The sequence below is a fragment of the Pseudobacillus sp. 179-B 2D1 NHS genome, from assembly GCF_045370945.1.
Taxonomy (GTDB): Bacteria; Bacillota; Bacilli; order Bacillales; family Domibacillaceae; genus Pseudobacillus.
This window is the reverse complement of the sequence record NZ_JBIQDP010000002.1, coordinates 49,157-65,972: the sequence shown is the minus strand read 5'-3', so window position 1 is coordinate 65,972 and position 16,816 is coordinate 49,157. Positions and strand designations below refer to the sequence as shown.

Below are 16,816 nucleotides of genomic sequence, written 5' to 3'. Positions count from 1 at the left end.
TTCCCGGATTCATTCATATAAAACATAAAAAGTCAACTAAAAAAAGAAAAAAAGTTTCCAAAATTGGTTTATAATTTCACAAAGTGGGAAAAAGCAACAAGCTTATTTCCTATAATCATACAAAGGAGGGGATGATTGCTTTTGCAGGAAGATAGAGTGTGACTCCAATTCTTCTGCTAATTCAAAAATAGCAAGCAATTCATAAAGAAGAGAGATTTCAATGGAAAAAAGTCTGTTCATTTCTTCAGATTCTGCACCTGCTTCCGCTTTAGCATACCAGAACTCTTCTATAATAGGCTGCATACACTCATGTAATGGGCGCTCTAACTGTTTAGATGGATCTTCAATAAAAGAGGCTAATATCAATACAGACTGACGAATACGTTCTTTTTGCGTGTAATTCCAGAAGAGAGGCTCAGGATCAAGAGTGAGTAAATTTCCAAGATGAAAATGAATTTGCCGCAGTGTCTCTAGTTTTTTTACGTGAAAGTGAACTTTTCGGCGCTCTTCTTGTGTAGAACGGTGATAGCGCCATTCTTCTCGTTGAAAATGACAAAGTGTTTCAGTTTTCTCAAATAAATGTTGGTCTGACTGATAAATGAACTTAAAGCTATCTGCATGTTTCTCTTCTAAAAGAGCATCAACTGTATCGATTAATAACCGTGACGTTTTCGTATGAAGTACATGTAGCTTCTTTGAAATCTCGGCTGAATAATCAGGAGGCATAATAAATAAATTCACCAGTGTCGAAACAATCAGGCCAATGCTTGTGGTGCCAAGACGTGTAAAGAAAGCCTGTGCAAAGTGGGCCTCTGTTACTTCAATCATCGCTATGGCCGATAAGGTAGCAACGAGCAGACCGGCATCAAGTTTAAGTTTTGAGCAAGTAAAGATAGTCAACACGGCTGCCAGTGTAAATGTCAGTGCGCTGTGCCCAAATAAATAGGTAAACAGCATAGCGTAAGCTGCTCCAATGATAGAAGCAGGAAAACGAATAAGTCCTTTTTGAATGGAAGCAGCGACTGTCGGTTCAATTGTAACAATCGCGGTGATGACAGCAAAAACGGGAGGCCAGTTAAGGGCTTCACAAATAATAGCTGTGATAAAAACAGCCGTCCCTGTTTTTATAATACGGCTGCCGGGAAGTCGGAAAATATGCATAAAACCACCTGAATTTTTTCATTTTGTCGTACAACCGAGTATACCATATACCGTAAACGCTTTTGGAGGGAAAAAAGGCGGTATCAAAAGCTGTCTATAAAGGACTGATTGCTCAGATGAACACCATGACCATTGAAGGTTTTCATTCCTTCTAAAAGAAGGGGAAGAGAAGAATAGCAACAAAGTCGAGAACTCTCCAAAGATCATGTATACTTTTTCTCTCTTCATCTTTTCTTGTCAGCCTTGCAAGTGTATAGTTTATAATGGAATGATTAGATAGACAGCAAGAGGGTAACTCATTAAATGGATAAAATGTCTAAGTATATGTATATAGTCTTAAATAAGGGTGATTCAACGTGAAAATCAGAAAAAGCTATTCAAACGGTGAAGAAATAAAAGTATTTATTTATGAGAATAAAAAAGAGGAAACATTTGTTATCGCTGTTCCTTCTATTGAATGGTCGAATTCTTTTACTTATGAAGAGTCAGGAGAGCAATTGGTAGAGCGACTTACAGCTTCTTTGAATCGCACGTCTTTGGATGAACAGGCGGCTTTGGAAATAGCCCAGCGCATTTATCAATGGACATGCGAAATGTAATGGACGTAAAATACTTTTTCCGCTATATTAATTTCTTGTAGAAAGTGAACAACAGGCGAACGGATTTTATTTTTGAAAGGATTGGCTACCATATGGCTTCATTAAAAGAAGAAGTTCTCTCCAGGAGAACATTTGCAATTATTTCCCACCCAGATGCGGGGAAAACGACATTGACTGAGAAACTGCTGCTGTTTGGAGGCGCAATCCGCGATGCCGGGACAGTAAAAGGAAAGAAAACTGGAAAGTTTGCTACATCAGACTGGATGGAAATCGAAAAGCAACGGGGAATTTCCGTTACCTCTTCCGTTATGCAATTCCATTATCAAGATTGTCATGTGAACATTCTTGATACACCGGGGCATGAGGATTTCAGTGAAGATACGTATCGTACGCTTATGGCGGTGGATAGTGCCGTCATGATTATTGATGCGGCTAAAGGGATTGAAGCACAGACAAAGAAACTATTTAAAGTATGTAAAATGAGGGGCATCCCAATTTTTACGTTTATTAATAAATTAGACCGTCAATCGAAACCGCCACTTGAACTGCTGGCAGAGCTTGAAGAGGTGCTCGGTATTGAATCCTATCCGATGAACTGGCCAATCGGCATGGGAAAAGAGTTTTTCGGTATTTACGACCGCTTCAACGAACGGATCGAACAATTTCGTACGGAGAAAGAAGAAGACCGCTTTCTTCCTCTCAATGACGAGGGAGAATTAGCAGTGGACCATGAAATTAAAAAATCTGCTTTATATGATCAAATGCTTGAAGAAGTTATGCTGTTGGAAGAAGCGGGCAATGAATTTTCTAAAGAAAGAATCGCAGAAGGAGAACTGACACCTGTCTTTTTCGGCAGTGCCTTAACTAATTTCGGTGTTCAGACGTTTTTAGAAACATACTTGCAATTTGCTCCTCCTCCTCAGCCGCGTCAGTCTGACCAAGGGGAAATTGATCCTGCCGGCGAACAGTTTTCTGGATTTATCTTTAAAATCCAGGCTAATATGAACCCGGCCCATCGTGATCGAATTGCTTTCTTCCGTATCTGTTCAGGGAAATTTGAGCGGGGGATGAGTGTTACGCTGACAAGAACAGGCAAGACATCAAAAGTGTCACAGTCAACACAGTTTCTAGCAGATGACCGCAGTACCGTGAACGAAGCGGTTAGCGGGGACATTATTGGTTTGTACGATACAGGGAACTATCAGATTGGCGACACACTAGTGGGTGGAAAGCCACTCTTCCAATACGAAAAGCTGCCGCAGTTTGCTCCTGAGCTATTTGTCAAAGTGAGCGCTAAAAATGTAATGAAGCAAAAAAGCTTCCATAAAGGCATTGAACAGCTTGTTCAGGAAGGAGCTATTCAGCTCTATAAAACACTGCATACCGAAAACTATATTCTCGGTGCGGTCGGCCAGCTGCAGTTTGAAGTGTTTGAACATCGGATGAAAGGTGAATACAATTCCGAGGTGATCATGGAGCCGATGGGATCTAAAATTGCCCGCTGGGTGGAAAATGAAGAGGCAGTGAAAGAAAGCCTGTCCAGTTCACGAAGCTTACTCGTGAAAGACCGACAAGGAAAGCTCGTCTTTTTATTTGAGAATGAATTTGCGCTCCGCTGGTTTCAGGATAAAAATGAACAAATTAAGCTTTATCATCCACTGGAAGAAGAAACACGTTAATTGCAATAGTTGTATAAAAAATAGTCTGTCCTCAGGACAGACTATTTTTTTAAAAGTTATTATTTTAAAAAAACGATTGACAGTAAAATCATCGTCGTTAATAATGAATAGAGTTACTTCAACGCATAAAAGCGTTCAAGCAAAAAAGTTAGGGACAACATTTGAGGTGGACATAATGTTTAGAATTGAATCAAAGGCAAAGCCTTCTTTGTCGGCTGCACTTATTTTAACGATAATGATCGTAGCATTGATCAGCTTCTCGATCATCAAACTTGAATCTGTGCCGCATATTCCTATTCTGCTTGCTATTTTTGTGTTGCTTACGTATGGTGCTTTTAAAAAAATCCCGTTAAGAGCAATGGAAGAGGGGATGATTGACGGGGCAAAAAGCGGAATGGGTGCTGTTTTTATTTTCTTTCTTATTGGTGTGCTAATTAGCAGTTGGATGTTGTCAGGTACAATTCCTACAATGATCTATACAGCTTTCGACCTTGTTACCCCGCACTTTTTTTATAGCATTGTTTTTATTGTGACAGCGATCGTCGGACTAGGCATTGGAAGTTCGTTAACCACTGTTGCTACGATTGGTGTTGCTTTTCTAGGGGTAAGCCAGGCTGTGGATGCTTCAGCCGCCATTACAGCTGGAGCTATTGTATCCGGCGCTTTCTTTGGAGACAAAATGTCCCCGCTTTCAGATACGACGAACCTGGCAGCATCCATTGTCGGTGTGGACTTGTTTACGCACATACGTAATATGTGCTGGACAACCGTTCCCGCTTTTTTTATCACACTTGTTTTATTCGGTGTTATTTCACCGCAAGTGGAACAGACACAATTTCCGAAAGTAGAGGCCATTAAGGTGGCATTAGAAAAAATGGATCTCATTCATTGGTATGCATGGCTGCCTCTCTTGCTGCTTTTCGTCTTATCGTTGAAGAGGGTGTCGCCAATTGTTACACTTGCCCTCAGCTCCGTATTCGGCGTGCTGCTATCTTTTTTCCATTCTGGGAAATCTTTTGCTGAAGTATGGACCATCCTATTTTCTGGCTTTGTGTCAAAGACAGGAAATGCGGATGTGGATGCTTTGCTGACAAGAGGGGGACTTGACAGCATGATGTTTACTGTTTCCCTTGTCTTGCTCTCTTTGGGATTGGGTGGACTTTTATTTTCGCTTGGCATCGTGCCTCGCTTATTTGAAGCCATTGAGCAGTATTTACGAAAAGTGGGCAGCACAGTGGCAGCCGCCGCTTTTTCTGCGATCGGCATTAACTTTATTATTGGTGAGCAATATTTATCGATTCTACTAACAGGAGAAGCTTTTAAACATCAATTCGAGAAAGTCGGATTGGCGCGAAAAAATTTATCGAGAACATTAGAAGATGCCGGCACAGTTATTAATCCACTTGTTCCTTGGGGCGTATGTGGTGTATTTATAACGAAGATGCTTGGCGTGGCGACTATCGATTATGCACCATTTGCTTTTTTCTGTCTATTAAGTCCAGTGCTTACTATTTTGTATGGGATGACTGGGTGGACATTAACAAAAAAGTAGTCACATAAAAAAGAAGAACGCACAGTGCGTTCTTCTTTTTTATGGATTTTTCTTTAGTTGTATGAATCTGCCATTAAAGTTGAACAGTATATAGCAGTGCATTATAGTTAAAAGGACAAATCATTTAAAAGTGAAAACTAGCCGAAAGGAGATTTATTTTGAGAATCAGCAACTTTTCTATCAAGAGACCTGTTTTTACGACCGTAGTTATGTTTTTAATAATCATTCTCGGCGTAGTTTCTTTATTAAAAATACCATTGAAATTGATTCCTGATATTAATCCTCCGATTGCCGTTGTTGTCACCTCTTATGAAGGGGCAAGCCCGGTAGAGGTTGTTGAAAAAGTAACAAAACCGCTGGAAGGGAGCTTATCGACCCTTCCAGGGATCAAGAACATTACATCGACAACGAGAGAAGGTTCTAATTTGATTCTCATGGAATTTTCCTGGAGCACAAACATTGATGATGTTCAATCGGATGTTCTCCAGCGAATTGATCGGACGCCTCTTCCGAAAGATGTAAGCAAGCCTCAATTTATGAAGTTTGACCCTTCTCAATTTCCTATTATTCAATTATCTCTGCAGTCCGTTGGAAATGAAAAAGAGTTGCAAGAGCTGGCTGATCAGTTGGAGAAAGATTTAATGACAGTCGAGGGGATCGCTAGTGTAAACGTTTCCGGCACGCTTGATGAGGAGATTGTCATTCAATTGGATGAGACAAAGCTGAAACAATACCATTTAGCACAGTCTGATATTGTGCAATTAATCCAAGCGAATAATATTTCTCTTCCGGGCAGTCCTGTTGAATCAGAGGGCATGTCGCTGACCACGAGAATTGTCAGCCAACTGACAGATGTGGAAGAAGTGAAAAATCTAGTAGTGACAGTTAATCCACTTAGTGGAGAAGAGATTACGATTGGTGATGTGGCTGCTGTCCAATCAAAGAAAAAAGAAACAGGCAGCTTTACGAGAGCCAATAAGCATCCTGCTGTTCTGTTAAGCGTCTTGCAGCAAGCTGATGCCAACACAGCAGAAGTATCTAAACAATTCCAAGAGAAGCTTGACCAATTGATGGGAGAAAAGCGCTACGAAAGCATTAAAGCGGATATTTTGTTTGACCAGGGGGATTACGTTCGTCTAGCTATTGGAAACATCGGCAGTTCGCTTCTTTTGGGCGGAGTGTTAGCCATGCTTGTTTTGTTTGCTTTTTTAAGGAATGTGAAGAGCCCTCTTATTATTGGAGTAGCTATTCCTTATTCGGTGATCGTTACATTTGTACTTATGTATTTCGCCGACTTTAATTTGAATATTATGACTCTTGGAGCACTCGCCTTGGGGATCGGCATGCTTGTTGATAATGCCATTGTGGTCATTGAGAATATTTACCGTCACTTATCGATGGGGAAAGATTCCCGACAGGCGGCCCGCGATGGAGCGAAGGAAGTAGGAGCAGCCATTACGGCTTCCACATTAACAACAGTGGCTGTCTTTCTACCGGTTGTTTTCATTTCGGGAATTCTCGGTCAAATCTTTAAAGAATTTGCCTTGACCATTTCTTTTAGCCTGGCAGCCTCCCTCATCGTCGCCTTGACCGTTATTCCGATGATGGCCAGCCGGTGGCTGAAGCTTCCCGAGTCCCAGAAAAACATAAAAAAAGAACCAAAGATTGCCGAGCGGTATGAGTCGGCCATTCGCTGGTCATTGCGCCATCGGCTGCTCGTCATTCTGATATCGCTTGTTATGCTTGTTGTCGGTGGATGGGGGCTGACAACGGTTGGCTCCCAATTTCTCCCGGCAACCGATGAGGGCTTTTTTAACATTCGAATGGAAGTGGAGCAGGGAACTTCTTTACAAGAGACAAATAAAGTTGTTGAAGCGATAGAAAAAGAATTAGGAAAAGAGAAGGATGTAGACGTCTATGTTAGCCTTGTAGGCTCGACTCAGGAAGATTCCTTTAGAGGCACCGGTTCTTCCAATAAGGCCGAGCTATATGTAAAATTAAAGCCGCTTGAAAAAAGAGAACGCTCTGTTTTTGCGTTTGTTGATGACGTGAAACCGGATGTCGAGAAGGCTGCCCGTCTTGTTAACCGGACGGCGGAAGTCACATTCGAGATGCAGTCGGCATCAGGCTCCAGCCCGCAAACATTAACGTTTAACGTACGTGATATGAATCCGGAACGGCTTGATCACACAGTTAAAAAAGTAGAGAAAGCCGTTGCCAGCATCAATGACATTACAGAAGTATCAACGAATAGAGAAGAAACTGTAAAAGAAATACAAATAAAGATCAAGCGAGATCAGGCACTGGCAGCAGGGCTGGCTCCGGCGCAAATTGCTTCCATTGTTAATGATGCAACGAGAGGGGTCACTGCTACACAAATTATCAATAAAAACTCTGCCGTCCAAACGGTAGTTGTCCGCTATAATGAACAAGTAACGAAAAATGTAGATAAGCTAAAAAAATTGCTCATAAAGACTCCGGCAGGCAACTTTTACCCATTGGAGACATTGGCAGATATTAAAGTGCAACAAGGGCCGGTAGTGATTCAGCGCATTAACCAACAGGAGGCTGTACAGTTTACAACGAAGTATACAGCCGGTACGAACTTGGGAGCTGTTTCTGAAAAGGTAGATGAAAAGATAGCTGGACTTGATCTACCTGAGGACACAACGATTACATTTGGTGGCGATCGGGATTTATTGGAAAGCTCTATTAATGATATGATTCTTGCGCTTGTATTGGCCATTGTCCTAATTTACATTGTCATGGCTGCACAGTATGAATCATTTAAGTATCCATTTGTTATCATGTTTACTGTACCGCTTATGGTCGTTGGCGTCGCTCTTGCCCTGGTAATGACGAGAACACCAATAAGTATACCGGCCGTAATTGGTATACTTATTCTCGCCGGCATTGTCGTTAATAATGCCATCGTGATTGTGGATTACATTATCCAAAGAAAGAGAAGCGGGCTCAACAGTTATGAGGCGATTATAGAGTCGGCGAAAGATCGGGCGCGTCCAATTCTAATGACGGCTTTAACAACCATCCTTGGCCTTGTTCCGCTGGCAGCAGGGCTTGGGGGGGGTACGGAGATTAACCAGCCGATGGGAATTACTGTGATCGGCGGCCTATTGTCGAGTACATTGTTAACTCTATTCGTTATTCCTGTTGTCTATAGTTTCTTTGACAAAGAAACCAGAAACCTAAATAAGAAAAAAGGCAATGAAATAAAAAAAGACAATTAAAATAAAAAAATGTTTACAAGCTGCCTAGGAAGATTTATACTGAAGATACAAACAACAGAATCTTCAGTGACGCAAGTCAAAGGGGAGTAGCGTTAGGTATCTTACCTAAAACAAAGTCGTCAATTCATGGATGGTATCCATCGGCTTTGTTGACATGAGTAGAAGCATGTCCAGCAAGACCTTTGCCTATTAAAGGCAAAGGTCTTTTTTGTTGTTTAAATTTGAAGAAATTGGAGAAAAATACTAAAGGATTACAGGAGGAGATTTTATCAATGGATGCAGCAATGTTATTGGAGTACGGCTGGGTACTACTCGTACTAGTGGCGCTTGAGGGGATTCTTGCCGCTGATAATGCCGTGGTTATGGCGGTTATGGTTAAGCACTTGCCAAAAGAGAAGCAAAAGAAGGCTTTATTCTATGGGTTGGTCGGAGCTTTTATTTTCCGCTTTATCGCTTTATTTCTCATTACGTTTCTAGTGAAAGTGTGGCAAGTACAGGCCATCGGTGCCCTTTACCTGTTTTTCATCTCTTTTAACCACTTGTATAAAACATGGAAGAACAAAGGAAAGGGTGAGGAGGAAGAGCATGAAGTGAAAGAATCAAAAGGCTCTTCTTTCTGGGTGACAGTATTAAAGGTAGAAATAGCAGATATCGCTTTTGCGATTGATTCCATGCTGGCAGCTGTAGCTTTAGCCGTTACTCTGCAGCCGACTGGATGGTTCCATATTGGCGGAATTGATGCCGGACAGTTCATTGTTATGTTCCTTGGTGGATTAATTGGTGTAGTTATTATGCGTTTTGCTGCTACGTGGTTTGTTAAGTTGCTGCAAAATTATCCAACATTAGAGACAGCAGCCTTTATGATTGTAGGCTGGGTCGGTGTAAAATTAGCAGTCTTTACCTTATCCCATCCGAAAGTGCATATTCTTGATGAGCATTTCCCTGAATCTACTCCATGGAAATTAACATTCTGGATTGTTCTTGTGGCTCTTGCTCTCGGAGGTTATATCTTTGCCAGAAAAAAAGGACCAGTTAACATATCCGAGCAATAAATCATGACGTCAACACTTAAATGAATGATAGTTGAAGATAAATTCTATCTACAAACTAAAGCGCAGCCACCGGCTGCGCTTTAGTTATGTGAGTTCAGAAATAATGAAAATCATCGAATAATAGAGAGGTTATTTAATGATTCTCTTGGCACCTACATATTTTGTTTTCCAATAGCTGTTGTTCATATCGATAATAGATACTCCGTTTTTAGTGGAAACACCGATCATTTGACCCTTATCTAAATAAATGGCTACAAAGCTAATTGTGTTGCCTTTCTTTCCCGTTGTGTTATAGAAAACCAAATCGCCTTTTTTAAGCTGATCTTTAGCAACTGGACTTCCTTTTTTATAGATTTCTGCTGAGTTGCGTGGTAATTTTACCCCATATTTTCCGTAGACATGTTGAACATATCCGGAAGAATCGAAACCTTTAATTGTCGTTCCCCCCGCTTTAAAAGGCACACCTTTCAGCTTAAGAGCATAATCGGTAATATTTTTAACTTGTTGCTGGGGTGTGAGTTTTTGAGCCGTTTGTTGTGAAGGTGCAGCAGGAGATGAAGCGAATACTGAAGTACCCGCAGAACATACCATCATTGTTGCTAATCCGAAACCAACTATTTTCTTTTTCATTTTACATTCCTCCATTGTCATCATTAAAGTAATTGTAGCTTCACATGAATGGTCCAGCTAGTTTGTTAAGGAGCAGCTGTCTGCATTAGACTGGATAAGCCCCGTTCCGCTTTGCCATTCATTGCTACTGTTCTCTCTTTCTAGGCGAGTTTCATAAAAAGAGAGCCTGCTTCTATAGGTTTTCAATTTTTTCTGGATACACGCCGATAGCAAACACTATTCCTTTTTTAAAAGAGAGAGTCCTTGATAGTTCTCTGATCTTCCAGCCTGCCGGCATCCCTCTTGCACGTCTCAGCAGCTGTCATCCAGCTGATATTGTATCTATTACCCTCTTTTCCTATCTTTTCTCCCTGTTCCTTCTTTTTTACATATGAACAAATAGAGAAGAGGGGGCATTGTTTTATAAACAACGAAGAGCTTATCCATTCCACCTCTCTTAAAGACAATTGTTTAGATTGCTTGTCTCCCTACAAGTTCTATCGGCGTCACAATAACCGCCTCAGAAGACAAGAAGGGGGAGAATGGAAAAGAGCTTTCATTAGCTTCTGCTGCTTTTGTGACTTGCAGTGCCTAAATTAAAATGGCTGGGTCAGGCAAAAGGTTGCATCCGCTCAGAGAAGATATAAGAGTATAGATATCGTAAATGTTTTTCTACACCCAGTTGCCATTCACCTCCTTTTATTGGATGCCCTTCATAATTTTACTATACAAAATAAAGAGGAGAAAAGTATAATAAAAAGCTTAAAAATCATTACATAATAGCTGCACTGAAAGAAAGAGTTTAGCCTGAGTTTCGTGTGCTAGTTCGCTGTCTATTTTCAGCATCCTATCGTACCAATGAAGAATCTCTTGGAAAAGAGCAAGTCTAAGACTACTGTTTTTGAAGCCCCTGTAAGTTTATTACAGGAATTCTGGCTCTTATATTAATAAGGGGGATTAACCCTGCCTGGATAAAATTTAAAAGAATTGCGCAGTAACACGGATGTCCTCGTGAAAAACAGTTTCTTAGGTTTAGTAATATCCAATTTTTGATAAATATCAATGAGTTTTGAAGAGTCTGGTTAAGAAGTTTTTCATACCAATACAGCTGTTTCTGACGATTTATGCAATAAAAAGAATCTATTTATCGGACTATAGAAATAGCTGCATTTTTTGAAATAAGCAATGAATAAAAACCGTTCTTTGTTTTTAATCGTTATTTAATGTAAAGGAGCAAAGCGATAAGGAGGAGGGCAAAAATGAAAAAAGGTGTGTGGTTAACAGGATTGTTGGTTATGTTGCTTGCTTTATTTGGGATCATTCCCTCAGCTGTACTTAAAAAAGGAGAGGCCATGAACAAAGAAAACAGCGTAAAAGTCTATGGACCGGGTGGCCCCTTTGGTCCAATTGATGAACTTGCCACTCGATTTGCGAAAGAAACGGGAATAAAAGTAGAAGTAACGAGCGGGCCGGAAGAAAAATGGATCGATCAAGCCAAGGAAGATGCGGATATCATTTATGGCGGTTCAGAGTATATGCTCACTAATTTTATGCTGAGCTACCCTAATATAATTGACGAAAAAACAAGGACAGAGCTTTATACACGTCCGGCAGGAATTTTAGTTAGAAAAGGTAATCCTAAGAATATTCAGTCGCTGGACGACTTAACGAAAAAAGGCATTCAAATCATTGATGTAAATGGAGCAGGCCAATTTGGGCTTTGGGAAGACTTAGCGGGGAGAAAAGGATTAATTCCAGGTATCAGAAAAAACATCAGGATATCCGTTAAAACAAGTGCGGAAGCGATTGAATTATGGAAAAAGAACTCTAAGTACGATGCATGGATTACTTATGAATCGTGGCATTATCGGCTGAAAGATGCCACCGATCTAATACAACTTCCCGAGCAAGATAAGCTGTACAGAGGGACACCAATTAGCATGGCTAAGAGAACAGATAATAGGAAAGAAGCCCGATTGTTTATTAACTATTTAAAGACTGAAGAGTCCCATCAAGTGTTTCAAAAATGGGGATGGAAATAAGCAATGAAAGGAGAGGGGAAAGAATGAATAAAAAACGATGGCTCCTATGTATATTTTCAGCCTTAGTCGTTTTGTCAGCATGTGGAAAAGCAGAAAACCCGAGTGAATCAGCAGCGGTCAAAGATGCCCCGGTAAAGGAAGCACCAGAGTTAAGGCTACTTGAAGATCAATCGGTTGGTGAATATCTCGCTGATTCTAAAGGGATCACTCTTTATTATTTTAAAAAGGATAAAGAGGGGACAAGCAATTGCAGAGGTGAATGCTTAAAAAAATGGCCGCCATTTACAGAAAAGGAGTTTGAAGTGCCAACAGGATACAAGAAAGAAGATTTTGGGTCTATAACAAGAGAGGATGACGGGCAAGAGCAAGTAACATATAAAGGTTATCCGCTTTATTACTTTGCCGGAGACAAACAGGAAGGAGATAGAAAGGGACAGGGAGTAAAGGGCGTTTGGTATATTGTAAATAAAAATATTAATTTTCAGTAGGGAAAGATAGATTCATAGAACGGCCGCAGGAGCGGCGGTTCTTTATTGTATAGGGAACTTAATGAACCGGGAATAGTTGGCTACTGTAAGGAGGGTGGGATTAATTGAAGGGGAAAAGCGACGAGGAGTTAATGAGGCTGGTGATGAACAAACACCGGCCTGCCCTGGAGGAGCTGTATGACCGTTATGCAAAATTGATTTACAGCTTCGCGTTTAAATTTTCAAATGGGAATGTAGACTCGACTAAGGAAATGGTTCAGCTGGTTTTTCTCAAGCTATGGACGACAAAGAGCAGCTATAATTCTACGAAAGGAAAATTTATTAGTTGGCTTTTGACGATTACACGGAATGTGTGTGTGGATTATATTCGAAAAGATAGTCTGCATATTAAAAATAATGAGCAAATTTATGAGCATACTTTTATGAAATGGACTAATCCTGTGGATGAAATAGAACAAAGATTAACTTCCAACGCGGTATCAGCTGCGAAAAACAAGCTAAATGCGGCACAACAAAGATTAATTGATTTATTTTATTGGAAAGGTTTTTCCTTAACAGAAATCGCTCAAATGGAGAATGAACCAGTCGGGACGGTGAAGAGCAGGTTGCATCAGTCTTTAAAACAATTAAAAAAGTATCTAGAAGTGGAGGATTTGTAGATGGACAGGGAATGTGACTACCTGCTTTCATTTATTGCCAATGATCTGGATAAAAGGAAAAAGAGAAGGTTCAAAGAGCATTTGCAGCGCTGCCCTGACTGTTTAAAGGAGTATGAGCAAATGACCGATGTCTGGCATTCCTTATATTTAGACATAGAGGAACAAGAGGTACCGGAAACGTTAAAATCAGAAGTGATGGACTTTATTTTTGATGAGAAAGAAGAAAATGAAAAGAAAACAGGGAGGGCTTATATAAATGAATGGACAAATGCACTTTTTAAACAGTTCCCGCCCGCAGCTAGTATAACCGTTCTTTTATTAACAGGGCTTGTCATTGTTTTAGTATTTGCCAATAGTCATTTGCGCAATGAAATGGCTCAAAGCAGCCGAAACAATGAACAGCCTGCGAGAGTAGTATCTACATTCTCTCTCCAGGCTGCGGAGGTTGGAGTTAAACATCTAAACACCGATGGCTCTGCTGTTATATTGCAGCAGGGAAAGACAAGGAGCCTGGTTGTGCAAGTGAACCATTTGCCGCAGTTGGCCGGGTCAGAAGTTTACCAAGTATGGCTGCTAAATAACGGCAAGAGGGAAAGCGCTGGCATATTTAAACCGGATGAAAGTGGAGCCGGAATATTGACATATCAGCTTGCGCAGGATTTGAAGTTTGATCAGATTGGCATTACAGTCGAGCCTGATCAATACAGTATCGAGCCACGTGGGGAAAAAATTGTTGGCTCCTCCTAATTGCGAAAAAAATCAGGCTGATTTTCCTGACAAGAGGAAATCAGCCTGATGGCATGAAGGAAAGTTTATTATTAGATGGCCTTTGTTGCTGCTTCGTTTTCCATGAAGAAAATGGTTGGCTGGCCAGTTGTTGGTTCAAAATAAGCCACAAGATAATTAGGACGCTTCAACCAGCTGCCGTCTACGAAGGACATCGTTAATGGTTCAATCATCGTATGTTTATATATGTCTCTCTCTGTCAGACCGAGCTTGGCAAATTCAGGGCCGAGGAGGAGAGGATTTTGTAAGATTTTTTGATAAAGAAAAGAACGTTCCTGTTTTTTTAGTGCAGGTTCCCACCAAGGCTTTCTAGGTTTGTACCGCTGGTTCATTAAATAATCGTATTTCATCATGCTTTCAATTTCTAGATAACGCTCTGGATGGACAGCAAGCAAAAACTTTTGCAGACGTTTGAACAAGTCCTCCAACTGATGGCCAATTCTGCCCCAGCTTTGTTCTTCCCAATAAGCCCCAAAAGACTGAAAAAAGTCAAATGGTGTATCAAAGAAATGGGTCACGAGATATTCAATTGTTTCATTCATGCGATGATCATTCCAGTACTTTTCAAGCACATCTTCAACCTGCTTAATTTTTACAATATCTGAAAAAGATAAGAGATTATTACCTAAAATCTCATATGGTGCATGATCCATATAAACATAATCATGTTCAGCTGCCCGTATACGCAGGCCAGTGCCTCGCAGCATCTTCAGAAAGCCAAGCTGCAGTTCTTCTGGCCGGAGTGCAAAGACATCATTAAATGTTTTACGGAAAGAGCGATAGTCTTCTTCAGGCAAACCGGCAATCAAATCAAGATGCTGATCAATCTTTCCGCCTTCTTTCACCATCGTGACCGTGCGAACGAGCTTGGACCAATTTTGCTTGCGCATGACAAGCTCATTGGTTGTGTCATTCGTTGACTGTACCCCAATCTCAAACCGGAACAATCCTTTAGGTGCGTTTTCGTTAAGGAATTCAATTACTTCGGGCCGCATAATGTCAGCGGTAATTTCAAATTGAAAAACGGTTCCGGGAACATGTTCGTCAATAAGAAACTGAAACATTTCCATCGCATAGCTGCGGCTAATGTTAAATGTTCGATCGACAAACTTGATGGTTTTTGCTCCATTGGCCATTAAATAACGAATGTCCTCTTTAATAGCCTCACGGTTAAAATAACGGACGCCCACTTCAATGGAAGAAAGGCAGAACTGGCAGCGGAACGGACAGCCGCGGCTTGTTTCTATATACGTAATTCGCTTGGATAGTTGTGATTTGTCTTCTTCAAACCGAAAGGGCGAAGGCAAGTCACGTAAATCTAACTTATTTCGTTGTGGATTAATCTTCGGTTGTCCATTTTCCAGGTAACCGATTCCGCTGACACCACTCCAATTTTGCTTCCCGTCTATTTCACTGAGCAGCTGTTTGAACGTTTCTTCCCCTTCACCAATGACGATAAAGTCGGCTTCAGGAATCCGCTCAAGCCAATAGGGCACATCATAAGTAACTTCTGGTCCTCCAAGAATAATCGTTGTTTCAGGAAGCACCTTTTTGATCATTTTAATGACAGTGAGTGTTTCTTCTATGTTCCAAATATAGCAGCTGAACCCTAATATGTCGGGTTGGCGCTTATACAGATCTGTGACAATGTTAATGGCAGGATCCTTGATTGTGTATTCAGCCAGCTCCACCTGATAGTCTGGTTCTGCGAAAGCTTTTAAATAGCGGATGGCCAAATTCGTATGAATATATTTCGCGTTTAATGTGCTGAGAACGACGTTCATTAATAAAATTCTCCTTATAGCTTTTCTGATATATTACTTTCCTCATATCGATTAGAAAATACTTTTTTTAGCTTGGACCATCTTGTTTCTATAAACGGTTGCGCCACAGTTGTCACTACTGATGAAGAGAGCAGCATAGTTAAAAATAAAGAAGCGATTAACAGCAGGACGATGGATTCAGCTGATTCTTTCACTTCACTTTCACGGAAGGTTTTGATTACAAAGCCGTGCAATAAGTAAACATACAGTGTATTTCTACCCCAGTCGGTAAAAAAGAATTTCTTTTTTGGCACAAAAGTGAAAAAAGCAGCGATCATGATAAAGCTTAACACATAAATACCGATCCGGTAGAGCATTCCAGTTGCATTGGAACTTCCTAAATCTGCAAAGGAGAAAGAACCAAGCAGCCATCTCTGGTCAAAATCTGGGAATTGAAGAGCCGTATAGAAGACGGCAAGCGCTCCGAGAAATAAAACAGCACGAACAGATTTATGAGCGAGAAGGTTGAAATGTTCCTTTTTCAAATAATACCCGATTAAAAAGAACGGGAAGAAAATAAACGTACGGGCAAAGCTTAACACGTCCAGCTGGCCGTCAATGCAGCCGATAGCAATACCAACAACGAAGGAGGCAGTAATCAGAACCGCGGGCTTTATTTTTAGCCATTTAACCGAAATGACGAGCAATAGGTTCCAAAAGAACAAGCTTAATAAAAACCATAAGGACCAATGAGGTACGAGCAAGTCGAGATGGAGCGCTTTATCCTCGTATAAGTAAAAATAAAAAAAGGAATAGATAATTTGGAAAATAAAAAAGGGCAATAGAATTTTCTGGGCCGTTTTTTTCACGTAGCCCTTTTTGTAAAAGCTTTTAGCAAAAAAACCTGATACTAAAATAAACCCTGGCATATGAAACAAGTAGATGGTTGTATACAAAGCGAAGATGACAGGATTATCACCGATATACGAGCGAATAAAATGACCGAACACGACAAAAACAATTAAAATAAATTTTGCGTTATCAAAATAATAATCTCTTTTAGACATAAATTCCACCTAATTAAAAGTATTATGTAACCATCGGCTGCCACATCATTTTAAATACAACATAGCATTATACAGGAAAACTGTTTAAATCGCCATGATGCAAAAAGGAAG

At 40.6% G+C, this 16,816-nt stretch carries 13 protein-coding genes and 1 riboswitch; of the genes, 9 read left to right on the top strand and 4 right to left on the bottom strand.

The window, feature by feature from the left end; all coding sequences use genetic code 11:
- Positions 1-102 precede the first annotated feature (102 nt).
- Positions 103-1,161 (bottom strand): FUSC family protein, encoded by a 1,059-nt coding sequence (locus ACH0BF_RS02670; RefSeq protein WP_340854922.1) that lies wholly within the window; start codon positions 1,159-1,161, stop codon positions 103-105.
- A 356-nt stretch (positions 1,162-1,517) separates the two neighbouring features.
- Between ACH0BF_RS02670 and ACH0BF_RS02665 the strand changes: the two genes are divergently transcribed.
- From ACH0BF_RS02665 to ACH0BF_RS02645, 5 genes are all read left to right on the top strand, one after another.
- Positions 1,518-1,760 (top strand): YueH family protein, encoded by a 243-nt coding sequence (locus tag ACH0BF_RS02665; RefSeq protein ID WP_120036895.1) that lies wholly within the window; start codon positions 1,518-1,520, stop codon positions 1,758-1,760.
- Between the two features lie 92 nt (positions 1,761-1,852).
- A complete protein-coding gene (locus ACH0BF_RS02660) occupies positions 1,853-3,439 on the top strand; it encodes a peptide chain release factor 3 (protein WP_120036897.1) in 1,587 nt (528 codons plus the stop codon).
- Between the two features lie 175 nt (positions 3,440-3,614).
- The gene (nhaC, locus tag ACH0BF_RS02655) at positions 3,615-4,991 is read left to right on the top strand and encodes a Na+/H+ antiporter NhaC (RefSeq protein WP_406908803.1); all 1,377 of its coding nucleotides are present in this window, start codon (positions 3,615-3,617) and stop codon (positions 4,989-4,991) included.
- Between the two features lie 158 nt (positions 4,992-5,149).
- Positions 5,150-8,239 carry an efflux RND transporter permease subunit gene (locus tag ACH0BF_RS02650; protein WP_406908802.1) on the top strand — a complete coding sequence of 1,030 codons (3,090 nt, stop codon included), beginning with the start codon at positions 5,150-5,152 and terminating at the stop codon, positions 8,237-8,239.
- Between the two features lie 69 nt (positions 8,240-8,308).
- Positions 8,309-8,411, top strand: a riboswitch (yybP-ykoY riboswitch).
- Positions 8,412-8,511: 100 nt separating this feature from the next.
- Complete coding sequence (locus ACH0BF_RS02645; RefSeq protein ID WP_340854913.1) at positions 8,512-9,291, top strand: TerC family protein; 780 nt, start codon at positions 8,512-8,514, stop codon at positions 9,289-9,291.
- A 129-nt stretch (positions 9,292-9,420) separates the two neighbouring features.
- Here the strand turns inward: ACH0BF_RS02645 and ACH0BF_RS02640 are convergent, their stop codons facing one another.
- On the bottom strand, positions 9,421-9,921 hold the full coding sequence (locus ACH0BF_RS02640) for a C40 family peptidase (protein WP_340854911.1): 501 nt from the start codon (positions 9,919-9,921) through the stop codon (positions 9,421-9,423).
- Positions 9,922-11,159: 1,238 nt separating this feature from the next.
- On the opposite strand from ACH0BF_RS02640, the gene ACH0BF_RS02635 reads away from it, so the two are divergent.
- The 4 genes from ACH0BF_RS02635 (at position 11,160) to ACH0BF_RS02620 (ending at position 13,836) form a co-directional block, all read left to right on the top strand.
- The gene (locus tag ACH0BF_RS02635; protein WP_120036908.1) at positions 11,160-11,942 is read left to right on the top strand and encodes an extracellular solute-binding protein; all 783 of its coding nucleotides are present in this window, start codon (positions 11,160-11,162) and stop codon (positions 11,940-11,942) included.
- Positions 11,943-11,965: 23 nt separating this feature from the next.
- Complete coding sequence (locus ACH0BF_RS02630) at positions 11,966-12,430, top strand: COG4315 family predicted lipoprotein (protein ID WP_406908801.1); 465 nt, start codon at positions 11,966-11,968, stop codon at positions 12,428-12,430.
- A gap of 104 nt (positions 12,431-12,534) precedes the next feature.
- Positions 12,535-13,089, top strand: a complete 555-nt coding sequence (locus tag ACH0BF_RS02625; protein ID WP_406908800.1) for an RNA polymerase sigma factor — start codon at positions 12,535-12,537, stop codon at positions 13,087-13,089.
- Positions 13,090-13,836: an anti-sigma factor domain-containing protein gene (locus ACH0BF_RS02620; RefSeq protein ID WP_406908799.1), complete on the top strand. Its 747-nt coding sequence runs from the start codon at positions 13,090-13,092 to the stop codon at positions 13,834-13,836.
- A gap of 71 nt (positions 13,837-13,907) precedes the next feature.
- Here ACH0BF_RS02620 and ACH0BF_RS02615 read toward each other — a convergent pair whose 3' ends face one another.
- Together ACH0BF_RS02615 and ACH0BF_RS02610 are read right to left on the bottom strand one after the other, a co-directional pair.
- Positions 13,908-15,659, bottom strand: coding sequence for a B12-binding domain-containing radical SAM protein (locus ACH0BF_RS02615; protein ID WP_406908798.1), 1,752 nt, complete (start codon positions 15,657-15,659; stop codon positions 13,908-13,910).
- Between the two features lie 14 nt (positions 15,660-15,673).
- Positions 15,674-16,705 (bottom strand): acyltransferase family protein, encoded by a 1,032-nt coding sequence (locus ACH0BF_RS02610; RefSeq protein ID WP_340854895.1) that lies wholly within the window; start codon positions 16,703-16,705, stop codon positions 15,674-15,676.
- Positions 16,706-16,816: the final 111 nt, after the last annotated feature.

Coding starts and splice junctions, on each gene's coding strand:
- ACH0BF_RS02670 (WP_340854922.1), bottom strand. CDS start 1,161: ATGCATATTTTCCGACTTCCCGGCAGCCGTATTATAAAAACAGGGACG.
- ACH0BF_RS02610 (WP_340854895.1), bottom strand. CDS start 16,705: ATGTCTAAAAGAGATTATTATTTTGATAACGCAAAATTTATTTTAATT.
- ACH0BF_RS02630 (WP_406908801.1), top strand. CDS start 11,966: ATGAATAAAAAACGATGGCTCCTATGTATATTTTCAGCCTTAGTCGTT.
- ACH0BF_RS02645 (WP_340854913.1), top strand. CDS start 8,512: ATGGATGCAGCAATGTTATTGGAGTACGGCTGGGTACTACTCGTACTA.
- ACH0BF_RS02635 (WP_120036908.1), top strand. CDS start 11,160: ATGAAAAAAGGTGTGTGGTTAACAGGATTGTTGGTTATGTTGCTTGCT.
- ACH0BF_RS02660 (WP_120036897.1), top strand. CDS start 1,853: ATGGCTTCATTAAAAGAAGAAGTTCTCTCCAGGAGAACATTTGCAATT.
- ACH0BF_RS02615 (WP_406908798.1), bottom strand. CDS start 15,659: ATGAACGTCGTTCTCAGCACATTAAACGCGAAATATATTCATACGAAT.
- ACH0BF_RS02640 (WP_340854911.1), bottom strand. CDS start 9,921: ATGAAAAAGAAAATAGTTGGTTTCGGATTAGCAACAATGATGGTATGT.
- nhaC (WP_406908803.1), top strand. CDS start 3,615: ATGTTTAGAATTGAATCAAAGGCAAAGCCTTCTTTGTCGGCTGCACTT.
- ACH0BF_RS02620 (WP_406908799.1), top strand. CDS start 13,090: ATGGACAGGGAATGTGACTACCTGCTTTCATTTATTGCCAATGATCTG.